The sequence below is a fragment of the Acinetobacter sp. SFA genome (assembly GCF_001647535.1).
GTDB lineage: Bacteria > Pseudomonadota > Gammaproteobacteria > Pseudomonadales > Moraxellaceae > Acinetobacter > Acinetobacter pecorum.
On the sequence record NZ_LSZI01000019.1, the window covers coordinates 104,855 to 125,027 of the forward strand.

16 protein-coding genes and 1 riboswitch are annotated in these 20,173 nt (G+C 45.5%); of the genes, 13 read left to right on the top strand and 3 right to left on the bottom strand.

Annotated features, from left to right (window positions below; all coding sequences use genetic code 11):
* Window positions 1–18: 18 nt before the first annotated feature.
* The 3 genes from ftsA to lpxC all read left to right on the top strand — a co-directional run bounded on the left by ftsA (window position 19) and on the right by lpxC (window position 3,660).
* Window positions 19–1,281, top strand: coding sequence for a cell division protein FtsA (gene ftsA / locus AY607_RS11595; RefSeq protein WP_064095066.1), 1,263 nt, complete (start codon window positions 19–21; stop codon window positions 1,279–1,281).
* 159 nt (window positions 1,282–1,440) lie between these two features.
* A complete protein-coding gene (gene ftsZ / locus AY607_RS11600) occupies window positions 1,441–2,631 on the top strand; it encodes a cell division protein FtsZ (protein ID WP_064095065.1) in 1,191 nt (396 codons plus the stop codon).
* A gap of 126 nt (window positions 2,632–2,757) precedes the next feature.
* A complete protein-coding gene (gene lpxC, locus AY607_RS11605; protein ID WP_064102605.1) occupies window positions 2,758–3,660 on the top strand; it encodes a UDP-3-O-acyl-N-acetylglucosamine deacetylase in 903 nt (300 codons plus the stop codon).
* A 99-nt stretch (window positions 3,661–3,759) separates the two neighbouring features.
* On the opposite strand, the gene AY607_RS11610 is transcribed toward lpxC, so the two are convergent.
* A complete protein-coding gene (locus AY607_RS11610) occupies window positions 3,760–4,200 on the bottom strand; it encodes a DciA family protein (RefSeq protein WP_064095063.1) in 441 nt (146 codons plus the stop codon).
* A gap of 107 nt (window positions 4,201–4,307) precedes the next feature.
* Here AY607_RS11610 and AY607_RS11615 point away from each other — a divergent pair, with 107 nt between their 5' ends.
* From AY607_RS11615 to recJ, 10 genes are all read left to right on the top strand, one after another.
* Complete coding sequence (locus AY607_RS11615; protein ID WP_064102606.1) at window positions 4,308–4,991, top strand: M23 family metallopeptidase; 684 nt, start codon at window positions 4,308–4,310, stop codon at window positions 4,989–4,991.
* Between the two features lie 328 nt (window positions 4,992–5,319).
* A complete protein-coding gene (aceE, locus tag AY607_RS11620) occupies window positions 5,320–8,022 on the top strand; it encodes a pyruvate dehydrogenase (acetyl-transferring), homodimeric type (protein WP_064095061.1) in 2,703 nt (900 codons plus the stop codon).
* A 2-nt stretch (window positions 8,023–8,024) separates the two neighbouring features.
* Complete coding sequence (locus AY607_RS11625) at window positions 8,025–10,037, top strand: 2-oxo acid dehydrogenase subunit E2 (RefSeq protein ID WP_064102607.1); 2,013 nt, start codon at window positions 8,025–8,027, stop codon at window positions 10,035–10,037.
* A gap of 122 nt (window positions 10,038–10,159) precedes the next feature.
* Window positions 10,160–10,300: riboswitch (yybP-ykoY riboswitch) on the top strand.
* Between the two features lie 73 nt (window positions 10,301–10,373).
* Window positions 10,374–10,949, top strand: a complete 576-nt coding sequence (locus AY607_RS11630) for a TMEM165/GDT1 family protein (RefSeq protein WP_064095059.1) — start codon at window positions 10,374–10,376, stop codon at window positions 10,947–10,949.
* Between the two features lie 183 nt (window positions 10,950–11,132).
* On the top strand, window positions 11,133–11,930 hold the full coding sequence (locus tag AY607_RS11635) for an MBL fold metallo-hydrolase (protein WP_064102608.1): 798 nt from the start codon (window positions 11,133–11,135) through the stop codon (window positions 11,928–11,930).
* Between the two features lie 95 nt (window positions 11,931–12,025).
* Window positions 12,026–12,391 (top strand): YkgJ family cysteine cluster protein, encoded by a 366-nt coding sequence (locus AY607_RS11640; RefSeq protein WP_081406316.1) that lies wholly within the window; start codon window positions 12,026–12,028, stop codon window positions 12,389–12,391.
* A gap of 223 nt (window positions 12,392–12,614) precedes the next feature.
* A complete protein-coding gene (guaB, locus tag AY607_RS11645) occupies window positions 12,615–14,081 on the top strand; it encodes an IMP dehydrogenase (RefSeq protein WP_064102609.1) in 1,467 nt (488 codons plus the stop codon).
* Window positions 14,082–14,204: 123 nt separating this feature from the next.
* Entirely contained in the window at window positions 14,205–15,536 is a 1,332-nt protein-coding gene (gene glmM / locus AY607_RS11650) for a phosphoglucosamine mutase (RefSeq protein ID WP_064102610.1), read from the top strand.
* A 14-nt stretch (window positions 15,537–15,550) separates the two neighbouring features.
* Complete coding sequence (gene pdxH / locus AY607_RS11655; RefSeq protein WP_064102611.1) at window positions 15,551–16,207, top strand: pyridoxamine 5'-phosphate oxidase; 657 nt, start codon at window positions 15,551–15,553, stop codon at window positions 16,205–16,207.
* A 2-nt stretch (window positions 16,208–16,209) separates the two neighbouring features.
* On the top strand, window positions 16,210–17,910 hold the full coding sequence (recJ, locus tag AY607_RS11660) for a single-stranded-DNA-specific exonuclease RecJ (RefSeq protein WP_064102612.1): 1,701 nt from the start codon (window positions 16,210–16,212) through the stop codon (window positions 17,908–17,910).
* Between the two features lie 56 nt (window positions 17,911–17,966).
* On the opposite strand, the gene AY607_RS11665 is transcribed toward recJ, so the two are convergent.
* Both AY607_RS11665 and AY607_RS11670 read right to left on the bottom strand, forming a co-directional pair.
* Entirely contained in the window at window positions 17,967–18,803 is an 837-nt protein-coding gene (locus AY607_RS11665; protein ID WP_064102613.1) for a putative porin, read from the bottom strand.
* A 176-nt stretch (window positions 18,804–18,979) separates the two neighbouring features.
* Window positions 18,980–19,765 (bottom strand): putative porin, encoded by a 786-nt coding sequence (locus AY607_RS11670; protein ID WP_064102614.1) that lies wholly within the window; start codon window positions 19,763–19,765, stop codon window positions 18,980–18,982.
* Between the last annotated feature and the right edge of the window lie 408 nt (window positions 19,766–20,173).

Genomic DNA, 20,173 nt, shown 5'->3' on the forward strand with positions numbered 1-20,173 from the left:
TAATGGTAGTAGTGAATAATGAGTGAAGCTGTTCCCTCGGTTGTGGCGATTGACATTGGGACACACAAAGTTTCAGTTTTGATTGGCAAGGTACACGCGCCAGACAATATCCAAGTGATTGGTATGGCCACCGCTCGTAACCGAGGCATGAGTAAAGGGAAAATTGTCAGTCTCGATAAAGTTATTACTGCAATTAAAAATGCCGTTCAAGAAGCAGAAGATATGGCAGAATGTCGAGTACATTCTGCCTGGGTTTCTATTCCAAGTGCCGAATTAAAAAGCTTTTATGCATCGGGGCGTACCTCGATCGACAATAGCGAACATGCGATTACCACCAGCGAAGTGGTACGTGCACTGGAGTTGGCCAAAGCCAGTCATTTGACTTCAGACCATTATCTGGTCAGCGCTGTGCCTCTGGGCTTTGAGCTGGATGATTCACCGGAATGGGTGCTGAATCCGATTCGGATGTCGGCACATAGCATGACCGGACATTATCATCTGATGATGCTGCCGATCAGTACCATGCAGAATATTGACCGTGCCCTGAAAGGGGCCAATATCGGCGTAGAAAAAATGGTGGTGTCGAGTCTGGCCACCGCTGAAGCCAGCCTGCTCAAAGACGAAAAAGAATATGGCGTATGTCTGGTAGATATTGGGGCTGGCACGACCAATGTTGCAGTGTATGTAGATGGCCGTCTGGCCTTAACCCATACTTTCCAGCGTGGCGGTGAACATGTGACCCGTGATATTGCAGCAGTATTGCAAACCACAACCGAAGAAGCTGAACGTCTGAAATTGCTGTACGGCTGTGTTGACCTGAAAGTGGTCAAGCCTGACCATATGATTCAGTTCCAGGGCATTGATGGACCACAGACCATCAGCCGGATCGAGCTGACTGAAATCATTATGGCGCGTTATGAAGAAATTCTCGGACTGGTGCGTGATGAGCTGGTGAAAAACGGTGCTCTCCAGGGCTTATATCATGGGGTAGTCCTGACCGGGGATGCCAGTCATATTGAAGGAATGGTGAGTTTTGTCCGCCGTACCATGGGAGTCTCGGCGCATTTAGGTAATCCGCCGACTCAGGTGTATGCGGATGAACCTCATCAGGCCGCTTTGCGTCGTTCGCAATATAGCACTGTGGCTGGTTTGTTGATGTTTAGCCAGAGTGATACCCAGGACACGATAGTGGAGCAGGATGATGTAGAACGGTTGTCATTGGCTCAGCGGGTGAAAAGAGCCTGGTCTGGCTTTAACGACACCTTGAAATCCATCTTTTAAGTCGATTTTTATTGTGAATATTGTTGAGAAGATGTAGTTAATCGGGCTTGTACTTGACAAGTGAACGCATGAGCAGCATTCTTAAAAACAATTTTATCAAGATTAAGGCAGTATACGGGCTTAGTGACTGCCAATTATGAATTAGGAATTTTATAGGTCATGGCCTCATTTGAATTTTTCGAAGACGATCATAGCGATAGCAATGGTCAAGCCCGTTTCACTGTATTTGGTGTAGGTGGTGCGGGTGGTAATGCTGTACAGCATATGTTGCAGTCCGATATTCAGGGTGTAAAGTTTGTTTGTGCCAATACGGACAAGCAGGCACTGGATCGCATGGAAGCTGAATTTAAAATTCAGCTGGGCGAGCAGAGTACCCGTGGTCTGGGTGCCGGTGCAAATCCGCAAGTGGGCCAGACTGCAGCGGAAGAAAGTCGTGAACTGATCCGCCAGCAGCTTGAAGGCACAGATATGGTATTTGTGACAGCAGGTATGGGTGGTGGTACCGGTACCGGTGCTGCGCCAGTCGTAGCTGAAATTGCCAAAGAAATGGGTATCCTGACTGTAGGTGTGGTAACTACGCCCTTCAACTTCGAAGGTAAACGTCGTTTACAGTCTGCTGAAAAAGGTATCGAAGCCCTTGAGCAGCATGTAGACTCATTGATCATCATTCCAAACCAGCGGTTATTGAAAGTCTTTCGTGATATTTCAATGAAAGATGCATATAAAAAAGCGGATGATGTGCTACTGAATGCTGTACGCAGTATTTTTGATTTAGTGGTACGTCCAGGTCATATCAACCTTGACTTTGCTGACTTGAAAACCGCTATGAGCACACGTGGTTATGCCATGATGGGTGTTGGTCTGGGTCGTGGTGAAAACCGTGCCCGTCAGGCAGCTGAACAGGCGATCCGTAGTCCATTGCTCGATAACGTGACCATCATGAATGCCAAAGGTATTCTGATCAATGTAACCGGCGGCGATGATGTGACTTTTGGTGAAATTGAAGAAATTACCGATGTTGTCAACCAGATTGTCGATTTAGATGAAGGTCAGGTGTTCTACGGTACCGTTTTTGATCCGGATGCACGCGATGAAATCAGTGTGACCGTAATTGCAACAGGTCTCACCCGCCATGCAGCCGATTCAGTTGAGCCGACCAAACGTACCAATGTACAGGCAACTCGTCCAGCTGCTGCACAGGCCGTGGTTGAAGATGACGATGTGCCGGCAATTCAGCGTCAGCAGCATGAAACAGGAGCAGCAGCGAACCCGGCAGCAGCTTCAGTTTCCAGCCCGCGCCCAACGCCAATGAGTATTCAGGATTATCTTAAGAATCAACAACGTAAATAACATGTAACATGATGTGTTTACTTGGATTACACAGTAAAGGTGGCTTAAAAGCCACCTTTTTGTTTTTTATCAATGGCCAAATATGCTAACGTATAGCGGTTTTATAGATGAACAGATGATAAAAGCATGTTGAAACAACGCACCCTGAAACGTATCGTGAAAGCGAGCGGAATCGGTCTTCACAGTGGGCAGAAAGTCATGATTAACTTTGTGCCGCACCATGCCGATGGGGGAATTGTGTTTCGTCGTATTGACCTGAATCCGCCAGTCGACATTCCTGCCGATGCTATGCTGATTCAGGAAGCCTTTATGTGCTCGAATCTGGTTCAGGAAAATGCCAAAGTGGGTACGATTGAGCATGTCATGAGTGCGATTGCCGGTTTGGGAATTGATAATCTGATAATTGAAGTCTCTGCCTCTGAAGTACCGATTATGGATGGCAGTGCAGGTCCGTTTATTTACCTGTTAATGCAAGGTGGATTACAAGAGCTTAATGCCGCCAAAAAATTCGTCAAGATTATTAAACCGGTTGAAGCACTGATTGATGACAAGCGTGCCGTTTTTAGCCCCCATCAAGGCTTCCAGCTTAATTTCACCATCGATTTTGATCATCCTGCCTTTAAAAAAGAACATCAGTCCGCCAGCATCGATTTTTCTACTGAAACTTTTGTTTATGAAGTCAGTGAAGCACGTACCTTTGGTTTTATGAAAGATCTGGATTATCTCAAAGCCAATAATCTGGCGTTGGGAGCTAGTCTGGAAAATGCGATTGGAGTGGATGAAACCGGGGTCGTTAATGAAGAAGGCTTGCGTTTCTCGGACGAATTTGTACGGCATAAAATTCTGGATGCCGTCGGTGATTTATATCTGCTCGGACATCAGATTATTGCCAAATTTGACGGTTATAAATCTGGACATGCCTTGAATAATCAACTTTTACGCAATGTGAAAAGTGATCCAAGCTGCTATGAAATTGTAACATTTGATGACGAGTCTAATTGTCCAATCATGTATGTGAATGTGACATAAGTCATTGTGTTTGTGTCTTTATGTTTTTATTACTGCGTTAATACTGTGATACAGGTCACATAATGGTTACTTTTTAATTTATTACATTTGATTGCTATGTTACTTTTTATTGCTTGCCAAACGTAGTAAAGCTTGGCTAAGCTTAGGGTCGCTTATAAAGTCAGCCGCACTACGAAGTAATTCCTGTGTTTCTGCATTTAAGGCTCTTTCAGGTGTTACTGGAGCAGGGGGCATTTGCGAAGGATTCCGCAAGCAAACTTGAATTTTAGTGAGATCTGTTAATTCATTTATTTGAGAGAGTTGTGAGATGTATTGCTTTTGAAGATAGGCCAGTTGACTGATCATGGCCTGGTTTTCACCAGTAATCGTTAACACACCATTTTGATAGCAAACAACTTGCCAGCGTTCCGGTTGGGGCAACAGCGGTTGTACGAGTTTCGTAAGTTTCTGCCAAGCGGCAACTTGTGATGAGAGAAACGAAAAGTTTCCTGTTTTTATCTGCTTTCTTGTTTGTTGAAAAACGTTGACAGGTTCAGACATACATTGTTCCTACATATTTATGTCTTAATCTTATGCGCTTCTTTTAGTGGATATCAAGGATAGAGATCTTCAAGAAACTCGATTAAAGCAGTTTAGAGAGGTTTTTTATGCATATGCGACGTATTTTGTTGGCATTTTCTTTGTCGGCTTCAGCTGCCTCGGTAGCGTTTGCAGATTTAGTCAATCTAAATCAAGAAAATGGTTCAACAGATCGTATCGAGCAATTGACACGGACTTTGGCACAGGGTGCATATACTCATCCAGATGATATCGATATCCCAGCGCAAACCAAATTAAATGTTCAACTGCGTGAGAAACCTGTTGAGCTTAACAATCGAACATTTGCTCAGAAGTATGCCAGTACTTCCTCTAACAAAGCGGCAGCAAACAGCACTTACTCTTGGTTGATTTCCCATCCTTTACCTAATTCTCGCATAAGTTCAAGTTACGGCGGGCGTACCATGGGTGGCCGTGCTGAAAATCATTCAGGCCTTGATCTCGCTGCACCAAGCGGTACACCGATCTATGCTACTGGTCCCGGTATTGTGACCAAGTCAGGTTGGGGTACAGGTTATGGCCAATATGTTGAAATCAATCATGGCAACGGCTATTTAACACGTTATGCTCATGCTTCACGACTTATTGCACGTGTGGGAGAACAGGTGCAAGCGGGTGATCATATTGCCAATGTAGGCTGTACTGGTCGCTGTACCGGTCCACACTTACATTATGAAGTAGTAAAAGACGGTCAACGTAAAAACCCATCGACTTATTTGGCCATGTTACCTTAAATATAGTCTGGGATAGCGAGATATATCTCTATACATAAATAATCTCCATTAAGCAGTTTTAAACACTTAATCTGAAAGCTCTTCAAATCAAATTGAGGGGCTTTTTATTTAATCGCTTTTAAATATCATATTATCACCAACTATTATAATGATTGTATAATAAATCGCCTTTATTGGCTGTTTTTTGTTATGTAGTGTAATTATACGTCACCAATCATTTAGTTCCTAAATAGTACTGCCAAATCGCATTCAGCTAGGGCCATACCAGCTGAGGTCTCAAATATGGTACATATAGGCTATTAGATTAGGCTTTTAGGAACTGTAGATTATGGCGTTTTATGGTGATACAGACGCGCAAGAAACCCAGGAATGGCAAGATGCATTTGATTCGGTTTTGCAGCATATGGGCACTGAGCGTGCAGCATTTTTATTAGAAAAACTTTATCAACGCGCAATCGCAAAGCATGTTCCTATTCAGCGTTTAAATACTCCCTACTTAAATACGATTTCTGTTGAAGAACAGCCTGCCATGCCGGGTGATCAGGATATGGAGCGTCGTATTCGTGCGCTGATCCGTTGGAATGCTCTGGCAATGGTATTGCGTGCGAATAAAACCGGTGATGACCTCGGTGGTCACCTGGCGAGCTTTGCTTCTTCTGCGACCCTTTACGATGTCGGCTTTAACCACTTTTTCCGGGCCAACAGTGACCACTTTGGCGGTGACATGATCTATTACCAGGGCCATTGTGCACCGGGTATTTACGCGCGTTCATTTTTGGAAGGCCGTCTGACCGAAGAGCATCTGAATAATTTCCGTCGCGAAGTCGGCGGTAAAGGTCTGCCATCTTATCCGCATCCTTATCTGATGCCGGACTACTGGCAGTTCCCGACTGTATCGATGGGTCTGGGTCCAATCATGTCAATTTATCAGGCACATATTCAAAAGTACCTGATGAACCGTGGCCTGATCAAAGAAGAAGACCGTAAAGTCTGGGCTTATCTGGGCGATGGCGAGATGGATGAGCCGGAAAGCTTGGGTGCAATTTCTCTGGCCGGTCGTGAAAAGCTCGATAACCTCATCTGGGTGGTGAACTGTAACTTGCAACGTCTGGATGGTCCGGTACGTGGGAATGGCAAGATCATTCAGGAGCTTGAGTCGCTATTCCGCGGTGCAGGCTGGCGTGTAATTAAAGTCGTGTGGGGCCGTCACTGGGATCCATTACTAGCGAAAGATAAATCTGGTGCACTGAAAGCAGTGATGGAAGAAGCGGTGGATGGCGATTTCCAGCGCTACCAGGTAAAAGGTGGTGCTTATGCACGCGAAAAGTTCTTTGGTAAATATCCGGAAGCCAAAGAGCTGGTGAAAGATTTAAGTGATGAAGATATTGATAATCTGAACCGCGGCGGTCACGATCCGTACAAAGTCTTTGCGGCTTATGCCGAAGCTTGTACTGCCAAAGGTCAGCCGACCGTGATCCTGGCGAAAACCGTGAAAGGTTATGGTTTGTCGGAAGAAATCGAAGCAGTTAATAAAACGCATCAAATCAAGAAGATGCAGATTAATTCTTTGAAATATGTGCGCGACCGTTTCAATCTTCCTTTCACTGATGAACAGCTGGAAGAAGTGCCGTTCTATCGTCCTAGTGAAAATTCTCCTGAAATTAAATATATGAAGGCTCGTCGTGAAGCGCTGGGTGGTTATCTACCTGCACGTCGCAAAGACAGCGAGCAGTTGGCAATTCCTGAGCTGTCTGTATTTGATTCGGTCTTGGCGGGTTCGAACGGCAAAGAACAGTCCACCACGATGGTGATGGTGCGTTTAATCTCGGCACTTCTTAAAGAGAAAGCGATTAAAGATCGTGTTGTGCCAATCGTACCTGATGAAGCACGTACTTTCGGTCTGGAGGGCATGTTCCGTCAGTTGGGTATTTATGCCGCGCATGGCCAGAAATATACTCCGGAAGACCAAGAACAGCTGATGCATTACCGTGAAGCCAAAGACGGTCACATGTTGCAAGAAGGGATTAACGAAGCCGGTGCCATGAGTGCATGGGCGGCATTAGGCACCAGTTATTCAACCAATAACCTGCCAATGATTCCGATGTACATGTACTACTCGATGTTTGGTTTCCAGCGTATCGGTGATATTGCATGGGCTGCAGGTGATGCACAGGCACAAGGTTTCTTGCTGGGCGCAACAGCAGGCCGTACCACACTGAACGGTGAAGGCTTGCAGCATCAGGATGGTCATTCACATATCCTGGCCAGTACCATTCCAAACTGTGTCGCTTATGACCCATGTTTCGGTTATGAGTTGGCAGTGATCGTGCATGACGGTTTACGACGTATGTATGTGAATCAGGAACGTGTGTTCTATTACCTGACCGTAATGAACGAAAACTACGAACATCCTGAAATGCCAAAAGGTGTTGAAGAAGGTATCAAGCGCGGTATGTACCTGCTTGAAGAAGATGAGAAAGCTACCGTTCAGTTACTGGGCTCAGGTGTGATTCTGCGTGAAGTGATCAAGGCAGCGAAGATCCTGCGTGAGGAATACCAGATCCACTCGAATGTCTACAGTGTGACCAGCTTCAATGAACTGGCACGTGACGGCATGGCATGTGAAGAATACAACCGCTTGCATCCGCTGGCTGAAGACGTGAAAGAAGCATGGGTATCGAAACAGCTCCGTGGTACTGAAGGTATTGTGGTATCTGCAACCGATCACATGCGTGCCTATAGTGAACAGATTCGTGCTTATCTTCCGGATAACCGTCCATTCGTAGCACTGGGTACTGACGGTTATGGCCGTTCAGATACACGTGGCAACTTGCGCAGCTACTTTGGTGTTGATGCTGCACATATTGTAGTGGCCACCCTGAAAAAACTGGCTGATGAAGGTGAAGTTGATCCGCGTCTGGTTAAAGATGCGATCTCGACTTTCGAGCTTGATACCGATCGTCCAGTGGCTTGGGCACCGCAAGAAACTCCATCAGTACATGCTGTTGCTGACTACAAAGAGGAGAACTAAGCATGCAAATTACGACTCCCGATATTGGTGTAGATAAGGCAACAGTGGCCGAAATTCTGGTCAAAGTCGGTGATACGATTGCGGTCGATGACAGCATCGTATTGCTTGAATCTGATAAAGCCTCTGTTGAAGTGCCTAGCACTTCCGCCGGTGTGGTGAAAAGCATTCTGGTCAGCCAGGGTGATGAAGTGGCTGAAGGCGCGGTACTGATTGAACTGCAAGCTGAAGACGGTAGCACTGATGTGGTCGAGCCACAGCAAGCAGATGCATCACAAAAAACTTCAGAAAATACGCCAACCGCATTGCCTGATCAGGAAATCATGCAGGAAATCGCTTCACATCAACCCAAAGCTTCTGCTGCTCCTGAAGCGCAAGCAGGCTCAAAAGTGGTCGATGTGCAAGTGCCTGATATTGGTGTAGAGAAAGCCACAGTGGGTGAAATCCTGGTCGCTGTCGGTGATGAAATTGAGGTAGATCAAAGCATCGTGGTGGTGGAATCAGACAAGGCGACTGTTGAGGTGCCAAGTACGGTTTCAGGCATGGTGGAATCCATCGAGATTAAAGACGGCGACACGATCAAAGAAGGTGTAGTCATTCTGAAAGTGAAAACGGCTGTTTCGGCAGCGCAAGCACCGACAGAAGCACCTCAAGCACCAGTTGCTCAAGCGGCGACCCAAGAGAAAGCAGTCGAAGCACCACAAACGCCAGCAGTACCTGCGGGGGATATTGAAATTGCCGTGCCTGACCTGGGTGTAGACAAGGCGGCTGTGGCTGAAATTCTGGTTCAGGTCGGAGATACGGTTGAAAAAGACCAGAGCATCATCGTGGTTGAATCAGACAAGGCGACTGTTGAAGTACCAAGTACTGCGGCCGGGGTGATTAAAGCCATTCATGTTGAACTGGGTCAAAATGTCTCTCAAGGTCTTGCACTGGTGACGATCGAAGCAGAAGCTGCTCCTGTTGCAGCCAAGGCAGAAGTAGCAAAAGCAGCAGAAGAATCAAAAGTGCCTGCTACAAAAGCAGTACCGGCACCTGCGGCATCTTCTAATCCGGCAGTCGCGACGTCGGATAATGTCGACAAGCTGACCAAAGAGCAGAATGCGGCCAACTCGAAAGTCTATGCCGGTCCTGCTGTGCGTAAACTGGCTCGGGAGCTTGGCGTCGTGCTGGCAGATGTCAAGGCCTCTGGTCCACATGCGCGCGTCATGAAAGAAGACCTGAAAGCCTATGTCAAATCGCGTCTTACTGCGCCGCAGGCGGCTCCTGTCGCCGCTGCTGCCCAAGTCGCAGGACTGCCAAAACTGCCAGACTTTAGCGCTTTTGGTGGAGTGGAAGAGAAAACCTTGACGCGTTTGCAACAAGTGTCCATTCCACAGTTGTCGCTGAATAATTTCATTCCGCAAGTGACCCAGTTTGATGCAGCAGATATTACGGAACTGGAAGCATGGCGTAATGAACTGAAAGGCAACTTCAAGAAAGACGGCATTGGTCTGACCATTATGGCGTTCATCATCAAAGCAGTTGCGCACTTGTTAAAAGAAGAGCGAGAGTTTGCCGGTCACTTGGCTGATGATGGCAAGTCAGTATTGTTACGTAACGAGATCCATATGGGTATCGCGGTCGCAACGCCAGATGGTTTGACCGTGCCTGTGCTGCGTCATCCAGATCAGAAGTCAATTAAACAGATTGCAGTTGAGCTGGGAGAACTAAGCCAGAAAGCGCGTGACAAGAAATTGTCACCGAAAGATCTGCAAGGCGCGAACTTCACTATTACTAGCCTGGGTTCAATTGGTGGTACGGCATTTACACCGTTGGTCAACTGGCCACAAGTGGCGATTCTGGGTATTTCACCTGCAACAATGCAACCGGTCTGGAATGGTGAAGGTTTTGATCCACGCTTGATGCTGCCGCTTTCATTGTCATACGATCACCGTGTGATCAATGGTGCAGATGCTGCTCGTTTCACCAACAAGCTGACCAAGCTGCTTAAAGATATTCGTACTTTGCTCATCTAAAACCTTATCTCTAGGCCTTTGTTTTTCTCTCTGGGAGAAAGACAAAGAGGATATAAAAAACCCTGCTTCGGCAGGGTTTTTTGCTGCTGCATTGAAAAATAATCTATTTGATTCTATACTTGGCGCACTTCATTGGGGAGTAGCCGCCTTTTGCGCAAAGCAGAAGGGTGATGGTCAACATATTTGCTCAACCGGGCATGGTCATCATAGCAAAGAACCAAGTCAGCTTTTCCAAGCTTTCTTTTGTTGGCAAGACCTTTGATTTACCACTCTGCAGATTTTGGCTAGCAGGAGCGGTGAGTCATTGGTATTGGATGCTAGCCAGAGAAAAACCTCATGTATGAATTCCTACTGTCGACTGCAATCGTAGCACTGGCTGAAATGGGTGATAAAACCCAATTGCTGGCATTGCTGCTTGCCGCACGCTTTCGCAAACCTGTTCCTATTTTAGTTGCCATTTTATTGGCGACGGTGATTAACCACGGTCTTTCTGCGGTATTGGGACAATGGGTCACTACAGTGATTGGGCCAGAGGTACTAATGTGGATCGTTTCGCTTGGCTTTATCGCGATGGCTATCTGGATGCTGATTCCGGATGAACTCGGGGATGAAAATGCCAGCATCAATAAATGGCAAAAATTCGGGGTATTTGGTGCGACCTTTATTCTGTTCTTTCTGGCAGAAATTGGCGATAAAACCCAGATTGCCACAGTTGCACTGGCGGCACGTTTCGACAGCGTATTCTGGGTCATGCTTGGGACCACTTTAGGTATGATGCTGGCCAATGCACCTGCGGTCTTTTTAGGTGATAAACTCGCCAACAGATTGCCAATCAGCCTGATTCATAAAATTGGTGCGGCGATTTTCCTGGTGATTGGTGTGGCAACCCTGGTTCAACATTATTTCTTTTAAATAATAAAATAATATTTATGTGAATCCTGAGCTAAAAACTCAGGATTTTTTATGATTAAAATGCTATCGAAATGTTGATAAATAGCGTGATATGGTCAGTTCTATTGATTGTAAGTTTGATTAATTCCATATATTTTATACGGGTATAAAAGTGTCATTTTTATTATAAATTGGGGAATTTACATGGCTTTTGAACGCACCACATCGCAGGTTCTGTTTGATAACGGGACGCATAAATGCATCAGCTTTACCAGTCTGGTTAAAGGTGAAGGCGTTCAGGCAAACCAGTTTCTGATCATTGATCATGAGCGTGCTGCGGTGCTCGATCCGGGGGGTGATTTAACCTATGTGCCGCTGACCATGGAACTGAATAAATACACCCGTTTGACCAATCTGGATTATGTCATGGCCTCGCATCAGGATCCGGATATTATTACCTCGATGCCACGCTGGCTGGTCTATACGGATGCCAAAGTCGTCGCATCCAAGCTCTGGGCACGTTTCCTGCCCCACTTAAACTCGGCTTTTATGAGTGACCGGATGAAAGGTAACTGGCTGGACCGCCTGGTAGAGCTTCCTGATCACGGTCAGATCGTTCCGCTCGGTCAATCTCATATTGTGGCGGTACCGGCGCATTTCCTGCATTCGGTTGGGAACTTCCAGTTTTATGATCCGGTTGCCAAAATCCTGTTTTCCGGTGATATGGGCGCGTCCATGGTTGAAGATGCCGCAAAGCCACTGGAAAACTTTGCCGCGCATATTCCGAAAATGAAAAGTTTCCATCAGCGCTATATGTGCAATAACAAGGTCATTCGTCTCTGGGTGCAAATGGTGCGCGGCATGGAGATAGAGATGATCGTGCCGCAGCATGGTACGCCATTTATCGGCAAAGAACAGATTACCCAGTTTCTCGACTGGATTGAAACGCTGCAATGCGGTACCGATCTGATGGATGAAACGGTTTTTACCTGTCCTGAATAGTTCATCCAAAAGATAAAATTTTTCTTGTATGGAAAAACAACATTTTTTATATTTCTTCTTCAAAAAATTTTTTTGATGACGAGAACTTATAAGAAATGTTGTCTCAAATTCCAACACCGGATGCGTGTTTAAGCTGTGGGGCGTGCTGCGCCTATTTCAGGGTTTCTTTTTATTGGGCTGAAGGGATTCATATGCCTGAGCACTATACTGAACCTGTTAATGCAGTTTATTCATGTATGGCTGGAACCAATCAAAAAAATCCACGCTGTATCGCACTGGATGGCACCATCGGCCAGCAGGTGAGCTGCGGTATGTATGAGCTGCGCAGTTCATCCTGCAAAGAAGTACAGATTGCCGATCAGCAATGCAACAAGGCACGGGTGGCACACAATATGTTGCCCTTTGTCCAGATTGAAACTGATGAAGCCGAGAATGATGACAGTTTTGAATATGTCAGCTAAATCCATCCGTAGCAGAGCTTAGGCTCTGCTTTTTACAATAGCCTCGAAGGATCAGGGTATATATTAAGTTAGGAAACTTGATTATTAAGCATAAGGGACTGCCCCAGAACACAAATAGCTCTGCTGGTACAACGCTTGAAGAAAAAAATAATTTTGCAATTACAATGAAATTTAAGCCGATATTTGTTTATAATAGTGCACGGAAATTACCAGTGAGACTGTTATGTTGACCATCGTTCAAGACGCGTTAACCTTCGATGATGTCCTATTACTCCCTGCCTATTCTACTGTTCTTCCAAAAGATGTCTCCCTAAAGACACGTTTAACTCGTGGCATTAACCTGAATATTCCTCTTGTGTCCGCAGCAATGGATACGGTGACTGAGTCCCGTATGGCAATTGCAATGGCGCAAAATGGTGGTATCGGTATTTTGCACAAGAACATGGATATCGCTGTTCAGGCTGCAGAAGTGCGCCGTGTGAAAAAATTCGAAGCGGGTATGGTTAAAGACCCGATTACAGTCACTCCTGAAACCACAGTACGTGAACTGATTGCCTTGACTCAAGCCAATAACATCAGTGGTGTGCCAGTTGTGAAAGACGGCAAAGTGGTCGGCATTGTGACCGGTCGCGATACACGCTTTGAAACCAATCTTGAGCAGCCAGTCAGTAATATCATGACCGGTCAGGATCGTTTGGTGACGGTTCGTGAAGGCGAATCGAAAGAAAACATTCAAGCCTTATTGCAACAGCATCGTATTGAAAAAGTATTGGTAGTTAATGATCAGCAAGAGCTGAAAGGCTTGATTACGGTAACTGATTTCCGTAAAGCTGAATTGTATCCAAACAGCTGTAAAGATGATCTGGGTCGTCTGCGTGTTGGTGCTGCTGTCGGTACCGGTGCAGAAACGCCAAGCCGCGTAGAAGCCCTGGTTGATGCAGGTGTGGATGTGATTGTAGTCGATACTGCACATGGCCATTCTGCAGGTGTGATCGAGCGTGTACGTTGGGTGAAAGCCAACTATCCACAAGTTCAGGTGATTGGCGGTAACATCGCCACAGGTGATGCTGCATTGGCTTTACTGGATGCAGGTGCGGATGCAGTAAAAGTCGGGATCGGTCCTGGCTCAATCTGTACCACACGTATTGTGGCGGGTATTGGCATGCCGCAAATCTCTGCCATCGATAGCGTAGCCTCTGCACTTAAAGATCAGATTCCATTGATTGCGGATGGTGGTATCCGTTTCTCTGGTGATATGGCTAAAGCGATTGGCGCCGGTGCGAGCACCATTATGGTCGGTTCATTAATGGCAGGTACTGAAGAAGCGCCTGGCGAAGTTGAATTCTTCCAGGGCCGCTACTACAAAGCTTATCGTGGTATGGGTTCATTGGGCGCGATGGCGGGTGCCACAGGTTCTGCTGACCGTTACTTCCAGGATTCCAAGGCCGGTGCCGAGAAGCTGGTTCCAGAAGGTATTGAAGGTCGCGTACCGTACAAAGGTCCAATGGGTAATATCGTACATCAGATGATGGGTGGCCTACGTTCTTCGATGGGTTATACCGGTTCTGCGACGATTGAAGACCTGCGTCAAAATGCCAAGTTTGTAAAAATCACTTCTGCCGGTATGTCGGAATCGCATGTACATGATGTGACGATTACCAAAGAAGCACCAAACTATCGTGTGGGTTAATCTCCCGTGATTTAAAATTTGAAAAAGCCGTCATGCAAATGACGGCTTTTTTATTTTGGTGTAAAGTGTGGCACAAGGAAAAAAATGGGTGATATCAATCATCCGCGAAGAAGTGAGATAAAGATGAGTTATTTTGGTACGGACGGTATCCGTGGAAAGTTTGGCGAATTGCCGATTACCCCTGAGTTTGCCCTGAAACTGGGATTTGCAGCCGGAAAAGTTTTAAAACGTCATAGCAAAAAATCCAAACCGCTGGTGGTTTTAGGTAAAGACACCCGTTTGTCTGGCTATATTCTGGAAGCGGCCTTGCAGGCAGGTTTAAATGCTGCCGGTGTGTATGTTCATCTCTTGGGTCCATTACCGACACCAGCGATTGCCCATCTGACTCGTGCCCTGCATGCCAGCTTGGGAATCGTCATTTCTGCGTCACATAATCCTTACTTTGACAATGGGATCAAGTTCTTTTCTGCGGAAGGCAAGAAATTGCCAGATGCTATCCAAGAAGAAATTAATCAAGAACTTGATAAAGAAATGGTCATTGAAGATACGGCGAATCTGGGTAAAAGTGTCCGGGTCAAAGATGCCAACGGCCGTTATATTGAGTTCTGTAAATCGACGTTCCCATATCACCTGGATCTGAATGATTTAACTATCGTGGTGGATTGTGCCAATGGCGCGGCCTATAACGTCGGACCTGCGGTGTTCCGTGAACTGGGTGCCAAGGTCATTGCCATTCATGATGAACCAACCGGTTTAAATATTAATGATAATTGCGGTTCCACCCATCCTGAAAGCTTGCAACAGGCGGTACTTGAGTATAAAGCGGATCTGGGCGTTGCGTTTGATGGCGATGCCGACCGTGTGGTCTTGGTGGATCAATACGGCAAACTGATTGATGGCGACCATATACTGTATATCTTGGCCACTCAAAGCTCGAAAAAACCGGCTGGGATTGTGGGTACCTTAATGAGCAACATGGCACTGGAACTGGCGCTAGAAAAAGCGCAAGTACCCTTATTGCGTGCCAAAGTGGGTGACCGTTATGTATTGCAGGGTCTGGAAGAAAATGGCTGGACCATTGGTGGTGAGCCTTCAGGTCACATTCTGACTTTGGACAAGAGCACCACAGGCGATGCGATTATTGCCGCCTTGCAGGTCTTAACGGTGATGGTGGAACAGAAAAAAGCCCTGCATGAACTGGTAGCTGACTTTAAACTGCTGCCAAATGTCCTGGTCAATGTACGTTTAGATGCCATGTTTGATCCTTATTCAGTACCGGCACTGGCAGCTGAATTTGAAAAAGCCGAACAGCAGCTGAAAGGCCGTGGCCGTTTATTGATTCGCAAATCAGGCACAGAACCGGTCATCAGGGTGATGGTCGAAGGTGATGATCTGGCTGAAGTTACCACACTTGCAAATAGCTTGGCAGATGCTGTACGTGCCAATGCTGCTTAACGGGAGCATAAATGATGAGTGATCTGATCAAGGATCTGAGTGAGCTACGCCTGAATTATGAAAAAGGCGAGTTGCAGGAACAGCAAGTCAATCCGAATCCGCATATGCAGTTCCTGCAATGGTTTAACCATGCACTGGAAGCGAAATCGCATGAACCCTATGCCATGTCGCTGGCGACTGCCAATGCACAAGGGCGTCCGCATGTGCGTACTGTGCTGTTACGTGGTGCCACTGAAGCAGGCTATGACTTCTATACCAATTATGACAGTCAGAAGGGTCTGGATCTGGCTGAAAATCCGTATGCCGAACTGTTGTTTTACTGGCAGGATCAGGAGCGCCAGATTCGTATTTCGGGTCGTGTAATGAAAATCTCGGAAGAAGAATCCACCGATTACTATCATAAACGTCCACGTGATAGCCAGATTGCCGCACATGTCAGTACGCCGCAAAGCGGGGTGATTGGTAGCCGTGAAGATTTGCAACAGCGGTTCTGGGATTTGCATCATCAGGTCGCGAATCAGCAAGAGCTGGACAAACCGGTCTTCTGGGGTGGCTATCGTCTCGAGCCAGATTATTATGAATTCTGGCAGGGTCGTCCCAACCGTTTACATGACCGTCTGAGTTATCGTAAAAGCGATGATGGCTGGACTTTAGAGCGCTTAATGCCATAACCATGCAAAAACTGGAAATCAAACAGCGACCTTTTTTAACCCGTCCTGAAAACTTATCGGGTGTTCCTGCATTTGTAGCCGAGATTCTGGCCCGGCGTGGGGTGGCATCTGGGCAGGAGCTGGAACTCAAGCTGAAGCATCTGCTGGCACCGACCATGAAAGGATTGCCTGAAGCCATTCAACTGATCGATCAGGCGATTGATCGTGGCCAGAAAATCGTGATTGTCGGTGATTATGATGCTGATGGCGCGACCAGTACTGCTTTGATGGTGCTGGCACTTCGGGATATGGGTGCAAAGGTCGATTATCTGGTACCGGACCGTTTTAAATATGGGTATGGACTGACACCCGCAATTGCAGACCTGGCCTTTGTCAATTTTACCCCTGATTTACTGATTACCGTGGACAATGGCATTTCCAGCCATGACGGAGTAAAACAGGCGCAGGATCACGGCATGCAGGTGATCATTACCGATCATCATCTGACGACCAAGCCGACACCTGAAGCTGAAGCGGTGGTCAATCCCAATCAGCTGGGTTGCGACTTTCCAAGTAAAGCCTTGGCCGGGGTCGGGGTGGCTTTTTACGTTCTTGCTAATTTGTCCACACATCGTAAAAAACTGGGAAAATCCACCACCTCAATTATTAACTATCTTGATCTGGTGGCGCTCGGTACTTATGCCGATGTCGCGAGTCTGGACTACAACAACCGCATTCTGGTCGATGCAGGTCTGAAACGGATTCAGCAAGGGCAGTGCCGCGCAGGAATCAGTGCGCTACTTGATATTGCCAAACGTGATCCCGCTGGTCTGAAAGCTCAGGATTTGGGCTTTGTGCTGGGCCCGCGGATTAATGCCGCTGGACGCATGGAAACCATGGACATCGGCATCGAATGTCTGCTGGCTCCTGATCTGGCCACGGCCTATCCACTGGCTGAACAACTCAATAAGCTCAATGTTGAACGCCGTCAGGTGGAAGGAAAAATCAAGCAGGAAGCGCTGCTTGAGCTGGATAAAATTCAGTGGGATGCACCTGAACTGCCTGCTGCACTGATTATGTTTGAACAGCATTGGCATCAGGGTGTCATCGGGATTGTAGCAGGACGTTTGAAAGAGCAGTTTCATCGTCCAAGTATTGTCTTCGCTGCTGATGAGGATGGCATTCATATTAAAGGTTCGGCACGCTCGATTGAAGGTATTCACATTCGGGATAGCATTGAACGGGTTGCGGAACAGTTTCCGCATCTGGTCAGCCACTTTGGTGGACATGCAGCTGCGGCAGGTTTGACGATAAAAAAACAGTACTTTTCTGAATTTAAACAGGTTTTTGAAAATCTCGTTGCACAGATGGATGAGGATTTATTCACTGCAACTTTATGGACAGATGGGGAATTGCCAAGTTCTGCTTTTCAGATTGAAACAGTCGACTTGTTGCAAAACTTAAGTCCTTGGGGGCAAAAATTTCCCCAGCCGACTTTTGAGGGTGTATTTAAAATTATGGACTATCGCTGGCTCAAAGATGTCCATCTGAAATTGCGCGTGGCTTTGGAGAATGGTCAGGTGGTGGATGCGATTGCCTTCAATGCAGCGGATAAATATAGTTTTGACCCAATGAAAAATACGCGGTTGGTCTATGAGCTGGATAAAAATATCTTTAACGGCAATGTCAGCCTGCAGATGCGGATTATTCATTTAGAACAGTAGCTAATAGGCCATAAAAAACCGCTCACTAGAGCGGTTTTTTCTTTTCAACGGAGAGATTAGAAGCGGAAAGTACCGTTAATTCCAAAAGAGTCAGCACCGTCAGTAGTCGTATAATTTACGCCAGCTGCAATAGCAGGGGTAAAGAATTTTTGTGCGCGTACTGAGAAGACAGTATCAAAATCTTCTAAAGTTGTATCGTTAATAGATACACCAACGCTTAACGTTGGATCAATATAAAGATCAGCAGCAACACCATATGCTGTTTCATCACCGAAAGCAGTTGACGCTTCAAAGTTAGCGTAGTGGTTGCCAATGAGAGTTACATATTTAGCACGTAGAGTAAAAGCAGTATCATCTGCTAATGCAGAAGCAGAGCTAAAAGTATTGATAAAGCCTTTTTTGCCTGCTTGATACGCATCGATATTTTCTTTTGAAATACCAACAGCTAAAAGTAGGCCATTAATCGGTAAATAACCAGCTTCAACAGCGTAACCTGTATTGTCATCAGACACTTTACCAAATTCATTTTCAACAGTTACTTCTGCACGGTTTAAGCTACCAGCAACGTAGAATTGCGAATCTGGAATAAAGAATTCACCATTGATGCCTACAGTATCAATTTTAAGCTCAGCGCCTTCATCGTCAGTATTCGCATGAGCATAAGCTAAACCAATATTACTTGCTCTACCTAAAAAAGCTGCTTCAGCAAGAGGTGAATTTTTAACTTGCACTCCGTTTAAATAATATTTTCCACCTATAGAAAATGTATTTACATCATCACTAAAACCATCAAGATCTGTGTTCTCATATCCAGCATTGAGTTCAGCTTGATAAGCATGTGCAGTTCCTAGGCTAGCAATAAGTGCTGTAGCAAGAGCAAGTTTCTTAAGCATTTAGATTTCTCTCTTTGTTATAAAAATATAACTGTTTGATTAACAGTTGTAACAAATTGTACGGTTTATATTTGATCCGTCAATGTGCAAAAAATACCTAAATGCCTGTTAAAAGTGCAATAAAAAAACCCATCCGAGGATGGGTTTCTTTTGAATGAAAAGTATCGTGGTTTAAATTAGAAGCGGTATTTCGCAGCTACACCAAATTTGTTGTAGTCATTATTCCCTACTTCACCAAAACCTACGCGACCTTCCAAGCTTACTTGCTGGTTAATGAACTTACGTGCACTGATACCAAATTCATTGGTATCTGCAAAACCATGATCTTTACTATAATAATCTATACCAACACTGAGAGTTTTATCGATGAAGTAGTCTGCTGCCAGATTCCATTCATCTAGATCACCAAATCCTGCACCTGCTTCCAGGTTAATATCTTTACCATTGCTTAATGTAGTCACATATTTAGCACGAAGCGTTGGATCTACACCATCATCGTAGTCATTATCATAACCTTTCAGACCCGCAGCAATTAATAAGCCTGGTGCTGGAAGATAACCAATTTCGGCGCCATAGACAGTTTCATCAAAATCACGGCCGTTGTCGCGTTTGATATCATCACGACCCACGTTACCACTTAAATAAAAATCGGAATTTGGTACAAAGTATTCAACGCCTACACCATAACGATGACGATCATCATCACCCACTTCATCATATTGGTATTGAGCGCTTACATTGCTAGCACGGTCAAGGAATGCCGCTTCTGCCAATGGTGCATTACGAGTTTGAACTGGATTGAAGTAATATGTACCATCAACACCGAAAGAACCGCTGGTTCCACCGTTGTCCGGATCAATTACTCCCGCTGATCCACCAATTTCAGCTTGGTAAGCATGTGCTGCTGTTCCAGTCATGGCTATTGCTGAAAGTAGTGCTGAAGCAATCGCTAATTTTTTCATGGTTAATACCCCTCAAATCGTGAGTTAAAATATTACACTTTTTGTTACAACTTTAAGTGTAGACCAATTCCAAAGATCGTCAATCACAGGAAAGTTACCGCAATGTGAATAGCGTAATCTTATGTAATTTTATCTAAATAAGTCACTGAATAATAAGGTTAAGTTTATAATGTAGTGTTTTATTAAAACTGTGTAGATATTGTGGAATGTATTGAAATTGCTACTTTTTATTTTTTTTAGTATGCCTTTTAAAAAAGAAAAAAAGATCCATAGTCTTCAGAGACTAACTGAATAAATAGCAGCAAAAAATAATAGAAACCATTAAATAAAAAATAACTAATAAAGGGATTTTAGGGCGGTGCTGAATTCTACAAATAAGTCCTAAGAAATAATCATTTGAACTTTTAG

Excerpts from the sequence above, each read along its gene's own strand:
- ftsA (WP_064095066.1), top strand. The coding sequence starts at position 19 with ATGAGTGAAGCTGTTCCCTCGGTTGTGGCGATTGACATTGGGACACAC.
- ftsZ (WP_064095065.1), top strand. The coding sequence starts at position 1,441 with ATGGCCTCATTTGAATTTTTCGAAGACGATCATAGCGATAGCAATGGT.
- lpxC (WP_064102605.1), top strand. The coding sequence starts at position 2,758 with ATGTTGAAACAACGCACCCTGAAACGTATCGTGAAAGCGAGCGGAATC.
- AY607_RS11610 (WP_064095063.1), bottom strand. The coding sequence starts at position 4,200 with ATGTCTGAACCTGTCAACGTTTTTCAACAAACAAGAAAGCAGATAAAA.
- AY607_RS11615 (WP_064102606.1), top strand. The coding sequence starts at position 4,308 with ATGCATATGCGACGTATTTTGTTGGCATTTTCTTTGTCGGCTTCAGCT.
- aceE (WP_064095061.1), top strand. The coding sequence starts at position 5,320 with ATGGCGTTTTATGGTGATACAGACGCGCAAGAAACCCAGGAATGGCAA.
- AY607_RS11625 (WP_064102607.1), top strand. The coding sequence starts at position 8,025 with ATGCAAATTACGACTCCCGATATTGGTGTAGATAAGGCAACAGTGGCC.
- AY607_RS11630 (WP_064095059.1), top strand. The coding sequence starts at position 10,374 with ATGTATGAATTCCTACTGTCGACTGCAATCGTAGCACTGGCTGAAATG.
- AY607_RS11635 (WP_064102608.1), top strand. The coding sequence starts at position 11,133 with ATGGCTTTTGAACGCACCACATCGCAGGTTCTGTTTGATAACGGGACG.
- AY607_RS11640 (WP_081406316.1), top strand. The coding sequence starts at position 12,026 with ATGTTGTCTCAAATTCCAACACCGGATGCGTGTTTAAGCTGTGGGGCG.
- guaB (WP_064102609.1), top strand. The coding sequence starts at position 12,615 with ATGTTGACCATCGTTCAAGACGCGTTAACCTTCGATGATGTCCTATTA.
- glmM (WP_064102610.1), top strand. The coding sequence starts at position 14,205 with ATGAGTTATTTTGGTACGGACGGTATCCGTGGAAAGTTTGGCGAATTG.
- pdxH (WP_064102611.1), top strand. The coding sequence starts at position 15,551 with ATGAGTGATCTGATCAAGGATCTGAGTGAGCTACGCCTGAATTATGAA.
- recJ (WP_064102612.1), top strand. The coding sequence starts at position 16,210 with ATGCAAAAACTGGAAATCAAACAGCGACCTTTTTTAACCCGTCCTGAA.
- AY607_RS11665 (WP_064102613.1), bottom strand. The coding sequence starts at position 18,803 with ATGCTTAAGAAACTTGCTCTTGCTACAGCACTTATTGCTAGCCTAGGA.
- AY607_RS11670 (WP_064102614.1), bottom strand. The coding sequence starts at position 19,765 with ATGAAAAAATTAGCGATTGCTTCAGCACTACTTTCAGCAATAGCCATG.